The organism is Mucilaginibacter gynuensis, assembly GCF_039541195.1.
Lineage (GTDB): Bacteria > Bacteroidota > Bacteroidia > Sphingobacteriales > Sphingobacteriaceae > Mucilaginibacter > Mucilaginibacter gynuensis.
The window spans coordinates 15,116-31,472 of the sequence record NZ_BAABFT010000008.1 but is presented as its reverse complement, the minus strand read 5'-3'; the positions used below and the strand labels follow the sequence as shown (position 1 = coordinate 31,472).

At 45.1% G+C, this 16,357-nt stretch carries 25 protein-coding genes and 1 pseudogene; 19 read left to right on the top strand and 7 right to left on the bottom strand.

What is annotated here, in order from left to right; genetic code table 11:
* Positions 1-13 precede the first annotated feature (13 nt).
* The 5 genes from ABD894_RS15915 to ABD894_RS15895 all read right to left on the bottom strand — a co-directional run bounded on the left by ABD894_RS15915 (position 14) and on the right by ABD894_RS15895 (position 2,321).
* Complete coding sequence (locus ABD894_RS15915) at positions 14-733, bottom strand: ImuA family protein (protein WP_345212052.1); 720 nt, start codon at positions 731-733, stop codon at positions 14-16.
* A gap of 7 nt (positions 734-740) precedes the next feature.
* Complete coding sequence (locus tag ABD894_RS15910) at positions 741-1,124, bottom strand: hypothetical protein (RefSeq protein ID WP_345212051.1); 384 nt, start codon at positions 1,122-1,124, stop codon at positions 741-743.
* An 8-nt stretch (positions 1,125-1,132) separates the two neighbouring features.
* Positions 1,133-1,477 (bottom strand): RteC domain-containing protein, encoded by a 345-nt coding sequence (locus tag ABD894_RS15905; protein ID WP_345212050.1) that lies wholly within the window; start codon positions 1,475-1,477, stop codon positions 1,133-1,135.
* Between the two features lie 8 nt (positions 1,478-1,485).
* The gene (locus tag ABD894_RS15900) at positions 1,486-1,812 is read right to left on the bottom strand and encodes a hypothetical protein (protein ID WP_345212049.1); all 327 of its coding nucleotides are present in this window, start codon (positions 1,810-1,812) and stop codon (positions 1,486-1,488) included.
* A 164-nt stretch (positions 1,813-1,976) separates the two neighbouring features.
* The gene (locus ABD894_RS15895; protein ID WP_345212048.1) at positions 1,977-2,321 is read right to left on the bottom strand and encodes a hypothetical protein; all 345 of its coding nucleotides are present in this window, start codon (positions 2,319-2,321) and stop codon (positions 1,977-1,979) included.
* 221 nt (positions 2,322-2,542) lie between these two features.
* Between ABD894_RS15895 and ABD894_RS15890 the strand changes: the two genes are divergently transcribed.
* From ABD894_RS15890 to ABD894_RS15815, 16 genes and pseudogenes are all read left to right on the top strand, one after another.
* A complete protein-coding gene (locus ABD894_RS15890; RefSeq protein ID WP_345212047.1) occupies positions 2,543-2,794 on the top strand; it encodes a hypothetical protein in 252 nt (83 codons plus the stop codon).
* Between the two features lie 3 nt (positions 2,795-2,797).
* Positions 2,798-3,358, top strand: a complete 561-nt coding sequence (locus ABD894_RS15885; protein ID WP_345212046.1) for a response regulator transcription factor — start codon at positions 2,798-2,800, stop codon at positions 3,356-3,358.
* Between the two features lie 2 nt (positions 3,359-3,360).
* Positions 3,361-3,705: a hypothetical protein gene (locus tag ABD894_RS15880; RefSeq protein ID WP_345212045.1), complete on the top strand. Its 345-nt coding sequence runs from the start codon at positions 3,361-3,363 to the stop codon at positions 3,703-3,705.
* A 20-nt stretch (positions 3,706-3,725) separates the two neighbouring features.
* Positions 3,726-4,619, top strand: a complete 894-nt coding sequence (locus ABD894_RS15875; RefSeq protein WP_345212044.1) for a hypothetical protein — start codon at positions 3,726-3,728, stop codon at positions 4,617-4,619.
* Complete coding sequence (locus ABD894_RS15870; protein ID WP_345212043.1) at positions 4,619-4,918, top strand: hypothetical protein; 300 nt, start codon at positions 4,619-4,621, stop codon at positions 4,916-4,918. The genes ABD894_RS15875 and ABD894_RS15870 overlap by 1 nt, the downstream gene beginning before the upstream one ends.
* A gap of 1 nt (position 4,919) precedes the next feature.
* Positions 4,920-5,168, top strand: a complete 249-nt coding sequence (locus ABD894_RS15865) for a hypothetical protein (protein ID WP_345212042.1) — start codon at positions 4,920-4,922, stop codon at positions 5,166-5,168.
* Positions 5,159-5,380 carry a hypothetical protein gene (locus ABD894_RS15860; RefSeq protein ID WP_345212041.1) on the top strand — a complete coding sequence of 74 codons (222 nt, stop codon included), beginning with the start codon at positions 5,159-5,161 and terminating at the stop codon, positions 5,378-5,380. The genes ABD894_RS15865 and ABD894_RS15860 overlap by 10 nt, the downstream gene beginning before the upstream one ends.
* Positions 5,381-5,383: 3 nt before the next feature.
* Positions 5,384-5,542, top strand: coding sequence for a hypothetical protein (locus ABD894_RS15855; protein ID WP_345212040.1), 159 nt, complete (start codon positions 5,384-5,386; stop codon positions 5,540-5,542).
* Positions 5,539-5,868, top strand: a complete 330-nt coding sequence (locus ABD894_RS15850; protein ID WP_345212039.1) for a DUF4406 domain-containing protein — start codon at positions 5,539-5,541, stop codon at positions 5,866-5,868. Before ABD894_RS15855 ends, ABD894_RS15850 begins: the two co-directional genes overlap by 4 nt.
* 110 nt (positions 5,869-5,978) lie before the next feature.
* Positions 5,979-6,758, top strand: coding sequence for a hypothetical protein (locus tag ABD894_RS15845; RefSeq protein WP_345212038.1), 780 nt, complete (start codon positions 5,979-5,981; stop codon positions 6,756-6,758).
* 3 nt (positions 6,759-6,761) lie between these two features.
* Positions 6,762-7,238, top strand: a complete 477-nt coding sequence (locus ABD894_RS15840) for a hypothetical protein (protein WP_345212037.1) — start codon at positions 6,762-6,764, stop codon at positions 7,236-7,238.
* Positions 7,239-7,287: 49 nt separating this feature from the next.
* Positions 7,288-7,506, top strand: a pseudogene (locus tag ABD894_RS15835) (DNA translocase FtsK); the annotation flags it as partial.
* Between the two features lie 2,691 nt (positions 7,507-10,197).
* Complete coding sequence (locus tag ABD894_RS15830) at positions 10,198-11,283, top strand: DNA cytosine methyltransferase (protein ID WP_345212036.1); 1,086 nt, start codon at positions 10,198-10,200, stop codon at positions 11,281-11,283.
* Complete coding sequence (locus tag ABD894_RS15825; RefSeq protein WP_345212035.1) at positions 11,276-11,512, top strand: hypothetical protein; 237 nt, start codon at positions 11,276-11,278, stop codon at positions 11,510-11,512. Before ABD894_RS15830 ends, ABD894_RS15825 begins: the two co-directional genes overlap by 8 nt.
* Before the next feature lie 21 nt (positions 11,513-11,533).
* A complete protein-coding gene (locus ABD894_RS15820; protein WP_345212034.1) occupies positions 11,534-12,145 on the top strand; it encodes a hypothetical protein in 612 nt (203 codons plus the stop codon).
* Between the two features lie 18 nt (positions 12,146-12,163).
* Complete coding sequence (locus ABD894_RS15815) at positions 12,164-12,736, top strand: hypothetical protein (protein ID WP_345212033.1); 573 nt, start codon at positions 12,164-12,166, stop codon at positions 12,734-12,736.
* Positions 12,737-12,790: 54 nt separating this feature from the next.
* Here ABD894_RS15815 and ABD894_RS15810 read toward each other — a convergent pair whose 3' ends face one another.
* Both ABD894_RS15810 and ABD894_RS15805 read right to left on the bottom strand, forming a co-directional pair.
* Positions 12,791-13,072: a hypothetical protein gene (locus tag ABD894_RS15810; RefSeq protein WP_345212032.1), complete on the bottom strand. Its 282-nt coding sequence runs from the start codon at positions 13,070-13,072 to the stop codon at positions 12,791-12,793.
* Positions 13,073-13,147: 75 nt separating this feature from the next.
* On the bottom strand, positions 13,148-13,426 hold the full coding sequence (locus ABD894_RS15805) for a hypothetical protein (RefSeq protein WP_345212031.1): 279 nt from the start codon (positions 13,424-13,426) through the stop codon (positions 13,148-13,150).
* A gap of 466 nt (positions 13,427-13,892) precedes the next feature.
* Here ABD894_RS15805 and ABD894_RS15800 point away from each other — a divergent pair, with 466 nt between their 5' ends.
* The 3 genes from ABD894_RS15800 to ABD894_RS15790 all read left to right on the top strand — a co-directional run bounded on the left by ABD894_RS15800 (position 13,893) and on the right by ABD894_RS15790 (position 16,350).
* Positions 13,893-14,477, top strand: coding sequence for a hypothetical protein (locus ABD894_RS15800; protein WP_345212030.1), 585 nt, complete (start codon positions 13,893-13,895; stop codon positions 14,475-14,477).
* Positions 14,474-14,917 (top strand): hypothetical protein, encoded by a 444-nt coding sequence (locus ABD894_RS15795; protein WP_345212029.1) that lies wholly within the window; start codon positions 14,474-14,476, stop codon positions 14,915-14,917. The genes ABD894_RS15800 and ABD894_RS15795 overlap by 4 nt, the downstream gene beginning before the upstream one ends.
* 170 nt (positions 14,918-15,087) lie before the next feature.
* Positions 15,088-16,350 carry a S49 family peptidase gene (locus ABD894_RS15790; RefSeq protein WP_345212028.1) on the top strand — a complete coding sequence of 421 codons (1,263 nt, stop codon included), beginning with the start codon at positions 15,088-15,090 and terminating at the stop codon, positions 16,348-16,350.
* The last annotated feature ends 7 nt before the right edge of the window (positions 16,351-16,357 follow it).

Here is a 16,357-nt window from a genome sequence, read left to right as displayed (position 1 = left end):
GCTTTTGCATTGTTCACCCTACCTGCATTTCTAAATTAACTGTAGTTTCGGTAATTGGCACAAATTGTCCTTCTTGCCATTCCAATACCCAGCTACCTGTTTGTCCGTTACGTACTTTTAAGAGATTAGCCTGCCAGCGCAGGAAACCAGGGCCTGGCAATCCACCTAAATCAGCACTAGGCAAAGGCTTTATGTGCCAACGTGCAGCACAGGCCGTTGATCCCAATTTTCCAGTTGCGTTACGCAATACAAACCCGGTAACCCGGCTATGCTCTACGGCTAATTGAAAACGCCGCGATTGTTTAAAATCCATCTCCCGCAATTCGCATACAACGGCTGTAAGTCCAGGGCATTTTAAGGCCTCTTCCATCACCCATAAGGTATCTTTATCATCCATCAGGTTAATGAAGATCACCTGGTGCGGCTCTAAACCGAATGTAGCCAGTGCAGGCGCATACAAACATCTATCGCGCCCTATCCATACACAAATCCCGCCGGGCTGTACCAGTAGCGACAATATTCCCGACACCAGGCCACCGGTAGCCGCCGCTTGCTCGCTGCTGGCACAAATTAGTTCATGCACGCTACCCTTGGGGAATACTCCATTTGGGAAAGCACTTTCCAGCGGTCCCAATCCCAACATATCGCGTTGTCCTGTAGCAGGAGCTTTATAGCCTTCCCATTGCAGAATATCCTGCCGAAGTTTGCTGATGATATTTTTGTTACTTTCCATGGTATCATCAATTTAAAGTAGGGGTACGAAATTGGGGGATAAACAAGCCCATATAACTGGTCAGCGCGACCACCATGTAGTTACTTATACCATTTCCAATTATCCTGATATCTTCCGTGCTTAACGGGCTTTTGTAATTAGGGACAAAAGCTTCATCAGGACCAGGTTCAAAAAAACGTAAATGATAATCCTCTGCTGAAAGCCTTGTGTTTCGGTCATACCAAATACCGTTCTCTAGTTGTAGTGTTAACGTAAGGAAACCCGAGTCTGCGTAAAACTCAATGATAAATTGCGGTTTACCTTGACTAGTCCAGCCTTCAGGCGGCACCTCGTCCACCTGTATCCGGGTAAGCCCCCGGTACATCACCACATCGATATAAAATTCTTGCATAACAAAAGTTACACAAATGTAATACTAAAAATATTAGTAATATGTGATGTTAATAAAATTCTCATTAATGCAGAAAATGCCTGTTCCAATTTATTTAAAAATAGAGTTAATCCTCTTTTATTATTAGTCCTCGATGATAATAATTTTTCAAGATTTAAAATGGTATTTTCAATATTGAAAAATTGCATTAAGTTATTTGCCAACTCTTTACGAGTTAGTTTTTCTCCGTCTATTCTTTTGATAATACCGCTTTCATGAAGGGCCGTTACTAGTTCTATAAAGTCCGTTGGAGTTGCTTTCCATTCAAACTGATTTTTTGAATATAGTGGCATACTATCGATAAAATCGTCCAAAACCGTTATTAAATTTTAAGGTTTTTAAAGTAGTTTGTTCGTTCTTCCTCATTTAACTTTTTAAAGGCAGTGTATAAAATTTCGTTTTCGTGATAATTATAAGGATCTGCTTTTTTAGTGATAACTTTTTTAAAGTTTTTAAGCTCTTCAACAAATACTTTCGGGTCACTATATGAAAGTTCTTTTAATGAATTATGGAATTTGTTAATCACCTCTTTTTGATGTTCGATAAAGATTTCTTCAGGAAATATAAAGTGACTATTTACGTTCTCAAAAAGCGGAGACAAATCATCAAAAGTTTGTCTTATTAAAGAATATACATCTTCTGAATTCACCAATTAATTATTCAAACCGACAACAAAAATGACAACAGAAATGAAAAAAGCCTCTCTAATTGCTTAGAGAGGCTTTTTCAGTGATCCCGCTGGGATTATTTTTAACTATATTAACCATTGAAAATCAATATTTTCCGAATTTATTGTGAAATATTTGTGAAATTTTAGTCGATAACGTAGCCTTGTTTTTCTGACTCGGCCTTTAATGTAGCCATTACCTTGCTCGCGTTTCTTACATCGCCTCGAACGGTGAGTGTAAACGTTATGTCTTCTTTTCGCACCTCCTTTTTATACACGCTCTCGGGCTCCGCCAAAACTTGCCTTACCGGGACATCGTTTATATCCAGCCATTTGTAATAATCAACCAAAAAATCGAACTCTAAGGCTTTTGATATTTTAAATATCACTCCAAGCTTCAAATTTTCTATTTCGGTAATTCCATCTAACCATCGTTGAGACTGCCCGATCTCGGTTAGCAGCCATGGTACCGGCTTGCCTTTGTTCGCCAATTTTTTTCTGATTGTGGGTAGGAACGGGTAGCTATTCATGTAGATGCAAATTTTATCTTATTAACAATCAATTACTTATAATTTATATGCAATAATTTACATTCAAATAGTTGCATCAATGCAATTTATTGCAGTACTTTGATTGTACAAACACGGTACAAATCGTGGACAAAAATCGGACAAAGTTAACACTAATAAAATACCATTAAAATAGTATCTGCATGGAGCTCGAAATTAAAGAACCTATCCCTACCGAATTTTTGCCTGATGGCTGGCGGGAGGCTGTTGCCGAGGCACTTAATGTTTCTGTAAGCACAGTGAGCAAGGTGGCTAATTGCACCAGGCGAAACGATGTTGTTTACGATCACCTGCTCGACCTCGCCGCAAAAAACAAGCTTGATATGGAGGCAAAGGCACAGGAACGCGCTAAGAAACTCGAACAGTTGACCGCTTCACAACCTACCAACAATTAAGCCATGCAAAACCTGTTACCAGCCGGACTTTTAGACAACAATGTTGAGTTTTTTGTTGATGCCGACCTGCAAGCCTACAAGCTTAAAAACGGTACCCGCATCGCTTTTGATGATTTCGATAATGAAACCATGGATGTGATCAGGCGCAACATGTGGCAATACCCCGAAAAGGTGGCTGAACTGATGCTGATGGGCATTACCAATACGCACGAAATGTTGAGGCAGTACCTGATTTGTAATTACGGGGGGTTCGACAACAAGGCAGATATGGTTGATGGCCAATTGCAGGAAAGCGAGTACTGGCCATGCCCTAAAAGAGGCCAATGCCCGCACGAAGGCAGGCTGTGCGATAACCTGCGTACCGACACCGGCGAGGTGCTTACCCGCCGTGAAATTGAAGTACTAAAGGTGGTTGCAAAGGGTAAACTTGATAAAGAGATTGCCGATCAGCTTTTTATTTCGCTGGGTACCGTTACTACCCACACCAAAAATATACGTGCTAAAACAGGGCTTTACCGAAAGGTTGATCTTGCCCGTTTCGCTACTCAAAAAAACCTGATATAATCATGCAACCATTAGCCATCACCCAGCCACAGCAAACCGAGCTTACCGAAAAGCAAGCTATTGTTATACTGCAAAAATTTGCATTGGAACGCCGCAGCGCCCTGCTTGCCTACCCAAATGCTAAAGGCGTTTCCGAAAAGCTGTTAGCTATCGACGAGATATTGAACATGCTGGATGCCGCAAGGTATATGATGCCACGGGCGGCGTGTGTAATGATCTTAAAAACATGGCTCAATTTCAGGTACATCGCACCAACGGCTACAAAAAAGTTATTTACCACCTGGAATGATAAAACAGAGGCGGTGCTAACCGCTTGCCGCAACTACTTAGGCTACAACAAGCAATAAACCATTAAAACATATAAACAATGAACAAACCACTATTAAGCTTTCACGGAAAGCAGGAAATTAAAGACGCAAAAGTAGCAGAACTTAAAAAACACCGCGAGCTGGATAACCTCATTCAGGGCGATTACTACGATGCTTCGCGTAAAAAAGGCTGTGCGGTTACCTGCACTATGTACACCGTGGAAGATATGGCCAGTGGTAATGTTAATACCAGCGACATACACGGCCGATATGAAACCGAATTGGGCATACCGCGAATCATTGCCCGTTTAGAAGATCGTTTTTTTGAAGGCATGCCGGCAGAAAACTCCAAAAAATGGCCTCTTGCCTTTATGGAGGCGATACCTGTAGGTGTTGATCTTGAACCTGTATGGCGCAAGTTTATGGCGTGGATGCTTGCGGATGACACCGAAGGTGTCATCAAATTTTATAAAAATGAGCGTACCCGTGCTGGTATTCAAAACGTTGCCGATGCTTTTACAAGATCATTAACATCAACTGTTACGAGGGAAGAATGGAAAGAACTTCGCAAGGCTGCTTATGCTGCTGCTGCTGATGCTGCTGCTGCTGCTGCTTATGCTGCTGATGCTTATGCTGCTGCTGATGCTTATGCTGCTGCTGATGCTGATGCTGCTGCTGCTTATGCTGCTGCTGATGCTTATGCTGCTGCTTATGCTGCTGCTGATGCTGATGCTGCTGCTGATGCTGCTGCTGATGCTGCTGCTGCTGCTGCTGCTGCTGATGCTGCTGCTGCTGCTGCTGCTGCTGCTGCTGCTGCTGCTGCTGCTGATGATGCTGCTGCTGCTGATGCTGCTGCTGCTGATGCTGCTGCTGCTGCGAGGCGCATTGCGCGCAGCGCTCATTTTGTTAAAATGAGCGAAAAACTTATCGAACTTTTAAAGGAGGCCGCCTGATGCAAACTTCCCTAAACTTTATCACAACCAGCGGCGAACCTATCGAATTACCTAATGATCCGCATGGCGATGTAAAAAAATCGCTTGAAAATTATATCAAAACCTGCGGATTGGTGGCCTTTAAAGACTTTTTTATGAAAGTGAAGAACGGAATAATCGAAAACCTGCCTGATGGCGTGAGCCTGGTACAGTATCTCGCTATCGCGCGTGAGGTTTACGAAACCCGTGCCGGCCGTGTGGAACGCCAAAAGAACCGCTCTAAATTTTTCGCTGTACGTAACCGTATTAAACGCAAATAATATGAACCTGCTACTGAACGCCTCCCTTAACGAACGTGACTTACTTTGCTACGATATCGAAGATTTGAAAGATATCGTTAATGATATGAGCCTGCCCGCTACGTCAAGGGTGGCGGCAGATGTAAGGTTGCTGGTGCTTGAAAACGCACTGAACATGCTCGATGGACTGATCGAGTTGCACCTGGAACGCTTGCCGATTGATGTGGTGCTGTATAACATCAACAATAACCTAAGCAACCAATGCAACTGAACGCCATTATTAACCTGGTATGCCCTGCCTGCAACATCAGGCAGAACTGCACCACTTTGATAGATGGTTACGGTTTCCCGTATGCGCTGTGCGATTACTCGAAATGCAGGCACAAAATAACGGGCGACGAATATGCCGAGGCTACCGAACTTACGGTAAAGAACCCCGACGACCTCCGAATTGCACTGAAATTATTAACCAAAAACTCCTAAAATATGAGCACTTCAATTTTAGCTACCCATGGGGTGGTATTGTTCTGTATCGTGTTAATTATCGTTTTGTACACTTATCATGGCCCAAAAATAGCCGATTGGTACAGGCAAAAACAGCTTAAAAGCCAAAAGCGCAAGTTGTGGAAAGGGCGCACACTGTGAGAATTTACTTATCAGGCAAAATAACCGGCCAATCTATCACCATATCAAAAGCGGTTTTTTGGTCGGCCGAGGTGAAGTTGAAGCAACAGGGGCACGAAGTGATTAACCCGATGGAACTGGATCACAGCCACCGTGGCGATTGGATATCCTACATGATAGTTGACATTGAAGCGCTGATACGGAAAGCCGAGGCAATTTACATGATCGACGGATGGGGCGAAAGCCGTGGCGCACGTATCGAATACGCAATTGCCAAGGAATTGGGTATACCTATCCTATTCGAGAGTTGCAATGCCGCTATCAGTAAAGCGGAGGTAAAGCCATGACAACACCGCTTCTATATAAATGGCTTATCTGCATTACGGTAAGCCTGCTGATCGGCATAGCCATCGGCGAAATACTTTGCAAACTGATTGAACAATAAAGACTTAAAACGATGAAAGAACACCCTATTTTATTTAGTACCGATATGGTGCTGGCCATACTTGCCGGGCGAAAAACGATGACCAGGCGAACAGTAAAAAAGCAACCCGATTTAAGAGGAGTTGACGAAGATAATATCAAAGATTTAAAGCCAATTTTTGAAACATGGTACGATGAAGACAGTAATAAAACTCGCGGCCCTGAATGGTATTTAAAGGATGAAGATTCCGAATATATTCAAGACTTTTTTGCCAAAGCCCCATTCGGTGAAACTGGCGATTTGCTTTGGCTGAAAGAAGAACACCTGATCACCGTTAATGGCAACATTATAGTTTGCGAGTATAAAGACGGTTCAAAACTTGAAAAGCACTTTAAACAGGTTTCATTAAATACCCTGCGCAACATTCAAAAACGCAAAACGCTGGGCAAATGGCAGCGCGGGAGATTTCTACCTAAGGAGTTTTGCCGCATTTGGCTCGAAAAAACAGCTACAAGGGTTGAGCGCCTGCACGAAATCAGTATTGATGATATTAAAGCCGAGGGTGTGCGGTATCCTGTTAACGACCGCAAGCCGGTATTTAAGTTAGGTCATGAAAATAGCGCCTTAAGTTTTATCCCTGATGAAGTATTCGAAAACGGACACCAAAACGCACAGTTCACCGAAGAAATGCTCTTAAATGCTCATTGGGCTGAACTTTGGTGCAGCATCAATGGACGAGAAAATTATGATTCTAACCCGTGGATATGGGTTATTGAGTTCAAAGTGCTGTCAACTACCGGTAAGCCCGCCTAATCTATGTCGTACGCTAATGCTAAAACCAGTTTTGAGGCGGCGGTGAAAAGCTTGCAGGCCGAGTTGCAGCGCTACGTGGATAGCGGAAAGGCCAGCCAGCGCGCGGTTGATGTGAAAACCGATATCATTAACAAGTTGGTTGAGTTTTACCAAAGCGCCGAAGAACAGATACATCAGCTACAGGCCGAAAAGGATGCCACCGTGCAACAATACAATAAGCTGCATACCGATGCTGCCAAACTTGTTTTGTTTTCCTCGCTGTGCGGCATCAACCCGAACATGGCTTTGCATTACCAGCGCGACGAACTAACGGCCATGTACTCGCAGGGGCTACGCATAAGGCTACCGGTGGCCGATCTGTCAAAAGACGATGCCGAACCGCCATCCGAAAAAAACATTACTGAAATGCTGATGTCCGACAACCTGCAATATCATCACGATAAAAAATATACCTACTTGAACCAGTTTTGCCGCAAATAATATGCTTCAAAAAATACAACCCATAATACTGAAAACCCAAATAGAATATGACCCCCTGTTTGAAGATGCGGCACGACTTGTTGTTTTACATCAGCAAGGTTCTACCAGCTTAATTCAACGTAAACTAAAGCTCGGTTATAATCGTGCTGGTCGCATCATGGATCAACTGGAACAAGCTAATGTTGTTGGGCCTTTTGACGGAAGTAAAGCAAGGGAGGTTTTTATTGCCGACGAATACCTTTTGGAAAAAAAGCTTTCCGAACTGAACATCTTATCGGATGCGCAATCCGACGAAATTGCCCCTTTCGAACTGGTTAACCCGGACAGGAGCGTGAATTACTGGCACCTCGTTACTGATGACACCCTGCTTACCGCTTTTACCGAACTGGAAGTGCCTAACCTGGTGCATAGTTTGCAAGCTACCACGGTCGAAATTTGTAACGAGTTAAAATCTATAGGTACAAAAATATACCTGGTGACCCGCGAGGTTGATTTGAGCCTTTGCGATGCCTTGGTGGCGCAGCGTTTCGTGGTGTTCATCAATACTTACGCCGATGAGCTGGTTAACTATCAAAATTGGGTGATAGATCATTATACTCTGCACAAAACCAAAGAAGTAATAGCCGAAAATCTGCTAACCGTTTGCGAACATATCAGCTATTATACCAATGGCATAGAGCGCGATGCCATTGCTACCACCATCGGGAAAACGTTTAAGGTGGCAAAAGCGACTATTTTAAAGGAGATCAACCAGTTTATTTACTTCCGCGAGCAGCAAGCCACTCAATTTGTGGCCGAGGGTGAAAACGCGCTACCGGCATGGCTAAACGGCGAAATGCGCGAGTTTTATTTAATGAATGGTTGGGTAAGCCGCCTCGATAATTTGACCAATACGGGCATTTACTTCGCCACGGGCAACGGGCCAAAAAGGCTGACCAACTTTGTACTTATCCCGCTCATCCATATTTACACTAAGGACGAAAACGGCAACCGTCGCCTTACCGAACTTAACAACGGCATGCTTAAACCGGTGATCGAGCTGCCCGGCAAAGCTTTTACCAGTATGGAAACCTTTGATACCATTATCACCAGCGAGGGCAATTTTTACACGTTCGACGGTTTCCAAAAAAGCCACCTCAACAAAATTAAAAGCTACTACCTGGGCGAATACCCCAAATGCTTTGAGCTTACTACGCTGGGCTGGCAACCCGAGGGCTTTTTCAGCTTTAGCAACCTCATCTACAAAAACGAAATTATCGAGTATAACCAGTATGGCATTGCCCGGGTTGATGAGCATAACTTTTTGAGCATGGGCGCGAGTAATGCGTTGGAAGGGGTGCGTACCGAAGACGATATCTACAAGAACGACAAATTTTTGTGCTATCGCCCTGCTAAGATCGATTTTTCGCACTGGTGCCGCTTGATGGTTGGCGTTTACCCTGAACATGGCATGATGGCTATTGCGTTTGTGATGATGACCATTTTCAGGGATATCCTCTTTAAAAGAAACCACAACTTCCCGTTGCTTTACTTTTATGGCCCGGTAGGTTCGGGTAAGTCGAAAATTGCCGAATCGGTAGTGAACTTTTTTACGCACAATATGCCGATGTTTAACCTTAACAACGGTACTGATTACGCTTTTTTTAGCTTGCTTTCCCGCTTTATCAATGTAGCCATCGGTTTAAACGAGTTCGACGAAAACGCCATCAAAGAAGAATGGTTCAGGGCGATAAAGGGCGCATACGATGGCGAAGGCCGAGAGAAAGGTACCGGAAGGCGCAACAAAACCACCAGCCAGGCGATAAACGTAGCAGTGGTGCTCATAGGCCAGTTTTTGAGTACCAAAGATGACAACTCGGTTTTGAGCCGTACGCTGCCCTGCAAAATAACCGAAGACAGCAACCGTACTGCCGAAAAGATTGCCCTGTATGATGAGCTTAAACACCACGAACAGGAAGGCATCAGCAGCCTGATCTGCGATATACTGGCGCACCGGCAATTTGTGGCCGACCAGTTTTTGCACCGCTACATCCGCGTGAGCGGCGAACTTAAAGCCTCTTTTACCCGCGATGGTCTATCACCCAAAAACCGCATCATGGAGAACTTTACCGTTGCCCTTACCATGGTGAGTCTCATGAGCGAACGCTTGCAGCTTGGCTTTACCTACCATACCTTTTTTGAGCATTGCCGCCGCGAAATTACCAAGCTAAGCAGCATCATGAGCGAAAGTAACTCGCTTAGCCAATTTTGGAAAACGGTTGAGTTTCTGCTCGATCAGAAGATCATTGAGCAGGGCAACCACTTTAAAGTGGAAACCCGCAAGGATATCCGCATATCCGTAGACCGTAAAACCAACCAAACCAAAACTTTTGAAGAACCTAAAAAGCTGCTTTTTCTGCGCCTTAGCACCATACACATGCTGTACCTCAAAGAGGTGCGCACGCAAACGGGTAAGGCAGGCCAAAACGAACAAACCATTTTAACTTACATGAAAGACCAGGAGAGTTACATAGGCAGCAACCCGGCCAGCCATTTCACCAATAGCCAAAACACCAGCAGCTACGTGTTTGATTACGATATGCTGGGCGTTAACCTCGAACGCTTTAAAGACGATACTCTGAACGAGGTGCAGCTGACCGGTAAGGTGATGAAGGATGCCGAAATAATGGATGTGATAGGCGAACCGAAGCTATCGTTTAACCTGCTGCAAGATCAAAGCTATACCGACGATGCGGGCAACCGGGTTAAAAAAGACGTGCTGACCACCTGCCTTAGCGACCTCATTAACATGGCGCACCAGGTAAAGCGCGACCGCACCATCAACATCACCGGTACCCTAAGCGAAAGCAAAGGCACCGACAGGGTGTACCGCCGCATGAAAGTAACCAAAATTGATTTCCCCGATGCCGAGCTGAACTTTGAAAGCCCTGCACCGGATGATGAAACACCATTTTAACCTATGAAACACGCATCATTATTCAGCGGAATTGGCGGGTTCGACCTTGCGGCCGAGTGGGTTGGCTGGGATAACATTTTTCACTGTGAGTGGAATACCTTCTGCCAGCAAGTTTTAAAGTTTCATTTTCCAAAATCAAAAAGCTACGATGACATTACCAAAACAGATTTCACTATTTGGCGAGGACTTATTGATGTTCTTACCGGCGGATTCCCCTGCCAGCCATACAGCCTCGCCGGGCAGCGAAAAGGAAAAGCGGATGAGCGCCACCTGTGGCCCCAAATGCTTAGAGCAATTAGAGAAATTCGGCCGCGTTGGGTTGTGGGCGAAAACGTTTTCGGACTTGTTAATTGGAACGGAGGCATGGTATTCAACGAGGTGCAGGCTGACCTGGAAGCTGAAGGGTACGAAGTATTCCCGTATGTACTTCCAGCTTGTGCCGTCAACGCACCGCACCGCCGCGACCGAGTTTGGTTTGTTGCCTACGCCCGTGGTTATGGACACCAATCAAGGCGACTTAGACAAAATAGACCAGCGGCGGCAAAAAGCCATTTCGAAAGGGTACAACGGCAATGGTTTCGGGATGACAGTAGGGGAAATGGCCAATCGGGGATTATTACCAACGCCGGCCGCATCAGAAGCGGAAAAGGCATGGCACGGGAACAATCAGAACAGTTTAACACGAATGGTGAAGCGTGGCGAACTGCTTCCGACACCTACAACATCATTAGGGGGAGCCAATCACAAATCGGGTTGTGTACGCCGTGGGCATGTTGTAAACCTGATAGGCAAAATAAAATCGCTGATGCCGACACCCGCGTCGCAGGATGGCAAGAACAGCACCCTGCCAACATCACAGGCACAACGGGACACCGTCCCGGGGGCCGTCCTTCGAGTTGGCGCAACTGGCCAACTCAATCCCCTGTTTGTGATGGAAATGATGGGATTTCCTCCGGATTGGACGCTATTACCTTTTCAAAGTGGCGAAACGAAAGCATCAAAGCCGGTGGAAACGCCATTGTACCGCAGGTGGCACTACAGATATTTAAAGCGATTGAGGCTTACGAAAATATGATTAACCATGCCTAACCCCAAAGCAGATATACATCAATGGACCTGGTACGAAAGCCGTGCTAACGGTAAAAAGTACCTGTGTACCAGCGCCGGGTGGTGCTATGATGATGAAGCGCAGGAGTGGCGGCCGCAAAACATTCACCTGCTCGAATACATGACCTGCGAACCCCAATTTATTGAATACGATAAAATGATACGCCTGCTTGAACAGGGCCATATGGTGGTACTGAAATTACCTTATTGATAACACTTAAAACTTAATTATATGAGCAACATTCAAAACGCAACGATCAGTTATAAGCTTAGGCTTACCCACGGCGAACAAAAAGGCAAGGTTATCGATTTAGATATCGACCTTGATAACCTACAGGAAGATGATATTTCCGACCGGTTAATTGCAGATGGCTATTATCAAAGTATTTGCCATCCCCACGACTACTACGAGGTTGTTGACCGATACATAAAAGTTGAAAATGAGCAAATAAATAGCCTGTTATTTAACGACGATACGATAAAAGCAATCGCCTTAAGGCACGTGGTTGAATCATTCGATAATGACCTTGACGAATTAGCCACCGCTGCAATGATGGATATATTTTTATCAGGCTACAACACCCTCAAAAATGCTATCGATGTATTTATTATTGATTATGCCTGGCTTAAACAAGCTTACACTAATGAGCAAAGGTTGTTTCACGATACCGTTAACAAGCATGGTGAGCTAAATAAACAATTTAACGTAAGGCAGTCGGAACTGGTTAATATGCTAAAAAACATCAGGCAAGGTTATTCAAACCTTATTGAATACGAGATACTGAACGACCGGTATAAGGACGATGCCCAGCGGGTAATTGATAAGATTGATGAACTATTGTAACCTTTAAAATTTTATAAGATGTACACCACAACAGATATAAAAACATGGGTAGTTTCTTCCGGTGAAGCTCGACCTAAGAACGAATATGGCGATACTGAACCGCTGGGCAGCGACGACGATGACCTTTACGACGCTGTTTTGCAAAGAAGATGGTCAACGTTTGAGGATTTTGCAGATAAGCATAAATACATTACGGATCTTCCCGATGGCGAATATCCTGCCGATCAGGTTAAAGTGATTATTCAGGCAAAGCTGGGCGTTAACGGCGAGTATATCGAATGTTCTGATTACGGCGTTGAAGCCTATAACCAGTGGCAAACAGCACCGGCCAGCAAGGGAAGTGACTTGTTTAGAAAAGTTTTTGTGGGTTTGGTTGACCTGCCTTTGACGACAGAACCCGAAAAATTTAAAGAAAATCCACGTAACCAAATTCTTATTGAGACATCTGCAAAAATAGCATCAGGCATGTGGAGCAACCCGTTAATAATTGAGCATTTTTCAAAAAAAGGATATCAACAAGAAAACCTCAATAAAGTAATAAATGCTACTGCTATAAGCGCCGCAAATGATTTGATAAGTCAAATAGGTTAACCTACGTTAATATGCAAAACAAAGCCCGATAGCAATTAACTACCGGGCTTTGTTTTATGCCCATGCGCCGTTGTCGAGTATTCTTCGCCACTCGGCATGTGACCGACTGCTGCCTCCGTACTCTTTCAAATATCTTTCAATTTTTTGCCCGGTTGATATCTGCAAATATCCTTTTTGGTTCATGTACCGGTTAATGAAGTAAGCCATTTCGTACGATTCATTTCGGTTGAGCATGGTGCTGTCGGGCCTGCCGGTAAGTCGTGGATCATCGTCGGGGTGAGCGGTGTGTTTGTAGCCGCCATAAAGCAGGTCGCCCCGGTCAAATACTGTAGCCATAGTTTTAATATTTAGGTTAATAAAGCATAAAGCTATTTACAACATTCGGGAATAAACCACGTAGTATTACCTGTTTTACATCACACCACTTTTATACCCATTGAATGGTAACCCATTTGCCTCGGCTTCGTCAATGGCGGTGCCTACTTTTTGCAGGATATCGGCGGGTAGGGGCTTGCCGCCGCAGTTAGTCCAGGTACCGCCTATCTTTTCAACGTCTCGGTTGCCCGTTTTGGCAGTGATGCGGTAAAAAGTTTTCTTTAAGGTTTCGTAATCGAAAAACATCTTATCAACGATGTATTCGCAGGCCTTGCCCTTGTGCTGAAAGGTGATATTGAAGACTTGTGAGCGCATGTTGCAAAGGTAACATACCGTTTGTTTTTACCAATATGCACCCGAAATCTGCAAAAAAACGCATAGATGTTTAAACATGCACCTACTGCACCTACAGTGTTCCTACAAAAAACACGTCCTTTTTGCCAAAATGGGTAAAAATGTACCTTGCCGTAGGAGCAGGCCTCAAAATTTAAAAAGTGCGTTTAAAGCCTGAAAACGCACCTCGCCTTTGAAAAACGTAGCGAAGTGTAAAAAGTGTAGCAAAAGTTAAAAAAGCGCTCCACATGTTCAATATGTATCTAAAGTTGATTTAAAGCTTATAAAAGCACTTTTTGCCGTAGGAGCATGTAGGAACACGTGGAGCGTGTAGGAACGTAGGAACACTAAAACACAAAAACGGTCACCCCGCAGGGCTTTGCTGTATTTTTTTGCTGCAAATATTTGCAGTTGTTTATTTATATTTGGGAATCAAATCCTAAAAGTAATGGCTAAAGATTACCTCATCAGGCTTTCGGTGTACCCATACATCCGCAAGTATTTGCTGTTTCATTACAGCGAACCTTTTTTTGTTACCGAAAACGGTTTCGCCCCGGCCTTCATTTACAATGCCCTCGAACACATGCCAAAAGTAAATCCTGCCGACGTGCGCAAAAAGGACAAGATTATTTACGGCGAGTTCATTGGTGTATTGGTTGGCGAGGGTACGTTGCGTAAAAAAGGCAGCCTGGTGAGCAGCGATAATGTGAAGCGTTTTAACAGCGTAGTTGCGGATCTGCTGCACGAAGAAATGTACAGGCTCATTACCCAGCTTAAAAAGGCGGGTTACCAGGTTGATGAAACCATCCGCGAGTTTCAGGCAATGTATGGTTTTACCGAAGATGAGCTGCCATTTGAAAACCTGAAACGCTGGTACTACCGCGAACGTATGCGCCTTGATGAGCGCGCCAAGGAACGCCGGGAAGTTCACCCGCAGTTTACGCTCAACTTTTTTGAGGAGGCCAAGCAGCACCCGGAGATCACAACTGCTATTTTAAATCAATCGCCACTTAACTTATTATTTGCATCATGAGCTACGCAGCAAGCATTTCCGAAGATAACAACGTAGGTTCGATACGCGAATTGAGTTTGGCCATGGCCAACTGGTTTTCGGCTTTTAATCCGGCCAGTTTGTACAGCATGTATGCCTGGGAAGATATGGACTTTTTGCCCGAAACGGCTTCGGTTAAGGATAGCAGCAAGGTTACCGCCAACGGTACCGAATACAGCTACTCGCTGGTGTTCACATTCAACAAGCAAAACGTGGCCCTATACCAGGTATTTCAAAAATACATCGGCGAGCGCGGCGTTATCCGCTTTACTGATAACAATGGACTTACCCGCATCATTGGTACCCCGCAAAAGCCCGTCACCATTACCCATGATGCTGATACCGGCCAGCAATACCGCAGCCTGAATTATTACAAGATCAGTGCATCGTGGGTGAATAATTTGCCGGCGGTGGTGGTGTAGAGCCTCACCCTGCCCTCTCCGGTGGAGAGGGTTCATATTGTTTTTGTGATAACCTGCCCTCGGTATTAGCGATGGCAGGTTATTTGCACATCTAAAATCAACACATCTATACACCCTCTCTCATTCCCCTGTCCTTTTTTGCCGGTTGCCGTGCTGGTAGTTTTGGGTTCATGACTTACAAACTTGTATCAGCATTAGCCAAAGGTTGTTTCGCTATCTCCGAGGAGGGCGTACACGGCTATTTCCCGCTGGCGCAAAACATTTTAAACGGTACACACCATGTAACAGCTGAAGATTTACCCGGCGACGATTTCGAGCCCGCTTACGATGAGCCGATGGCTGAACAGCAAGGCGACGAGTTTACCGGCCGAATCGCCGTTATGCGCGTTACCGGTGTTTTAATGCACTACGGTGGCATGTGCAGCTACGGTACCGAAGATTATGCCGCACGTTTGGATGACTATGCCGCCGATGAAAGTATTGCCGGCGGTATCATTATGGTTGACACCCCTGGCGGACAGGTTGATGGCATTGAAAGCCTTCGCGAATCGGTAATCAACTTCAAGGCTAAAAAGCCGCTGATTGTTTTAGTTAACGATGGACGGATGGCCAGCGGCGGGGTTTGGGGCTTTGGCGGCGCTACCGAGGTTTACGCGGCAAATACGCTGTGTATGATCGGTAGCGTGGGTGTGATGGCCACGTTGCTTGACATTCGCAAGGCGCTCGAAAAAAACGGCATTACGCAGATCATCATTCGCGCCCCTCAAAGCGTGGATAAGTGCAAAGATTACGACGATGCGCTGGATGGTAAAACCGCCGCCATCGAAGCCGAACTCAAATTTATATGCGATCGCTTTATCAATGTGGTTACGCTTGACCGTGGCGAAAAGCTCACCAGTACCGAGTGGAATACCGGTAAGATGTTTTTCGCGGGTGAAGCCGTGCGCATCGGCCTGATCGATGGGATTAAAAACTACGCCGAGGTAAAGGCCCGCATGCAGGAACTTATTGTAGAAAATCAAAATAATCAAAATAATCAAAATACCATGTTTGGAAACAAATTACCAAGGGTAGCCGCGCTTAAGGATGCCGCGACTATCACGGCTGCCGATCTCGAAGCCGCAAACCAGGAGATTGAAGCGTTCGGCATAAGCGGTGTTACCATGGTGCTCGATAGCGAACTGGAAACCCACGCAAGCAATACCGCCACTATTGGCAACCTGCGTACCGAAGCCACTACCAAAGATGCCCGCATTACCGAACTGGAAGGCCAGGTGAAAACACTGCAAACTAAGCTGGATGGTAAACCCGCTGCGGAGGTTACCGCGCCTGCAGCCGAACAGGATACCATTACCGATACCGGTGGTGAACCTGATTATGTGCCAACCTCGGTAGACCGTGAAAAACAAAACATGGCTGCCAACTGGAAGTAATTACCCT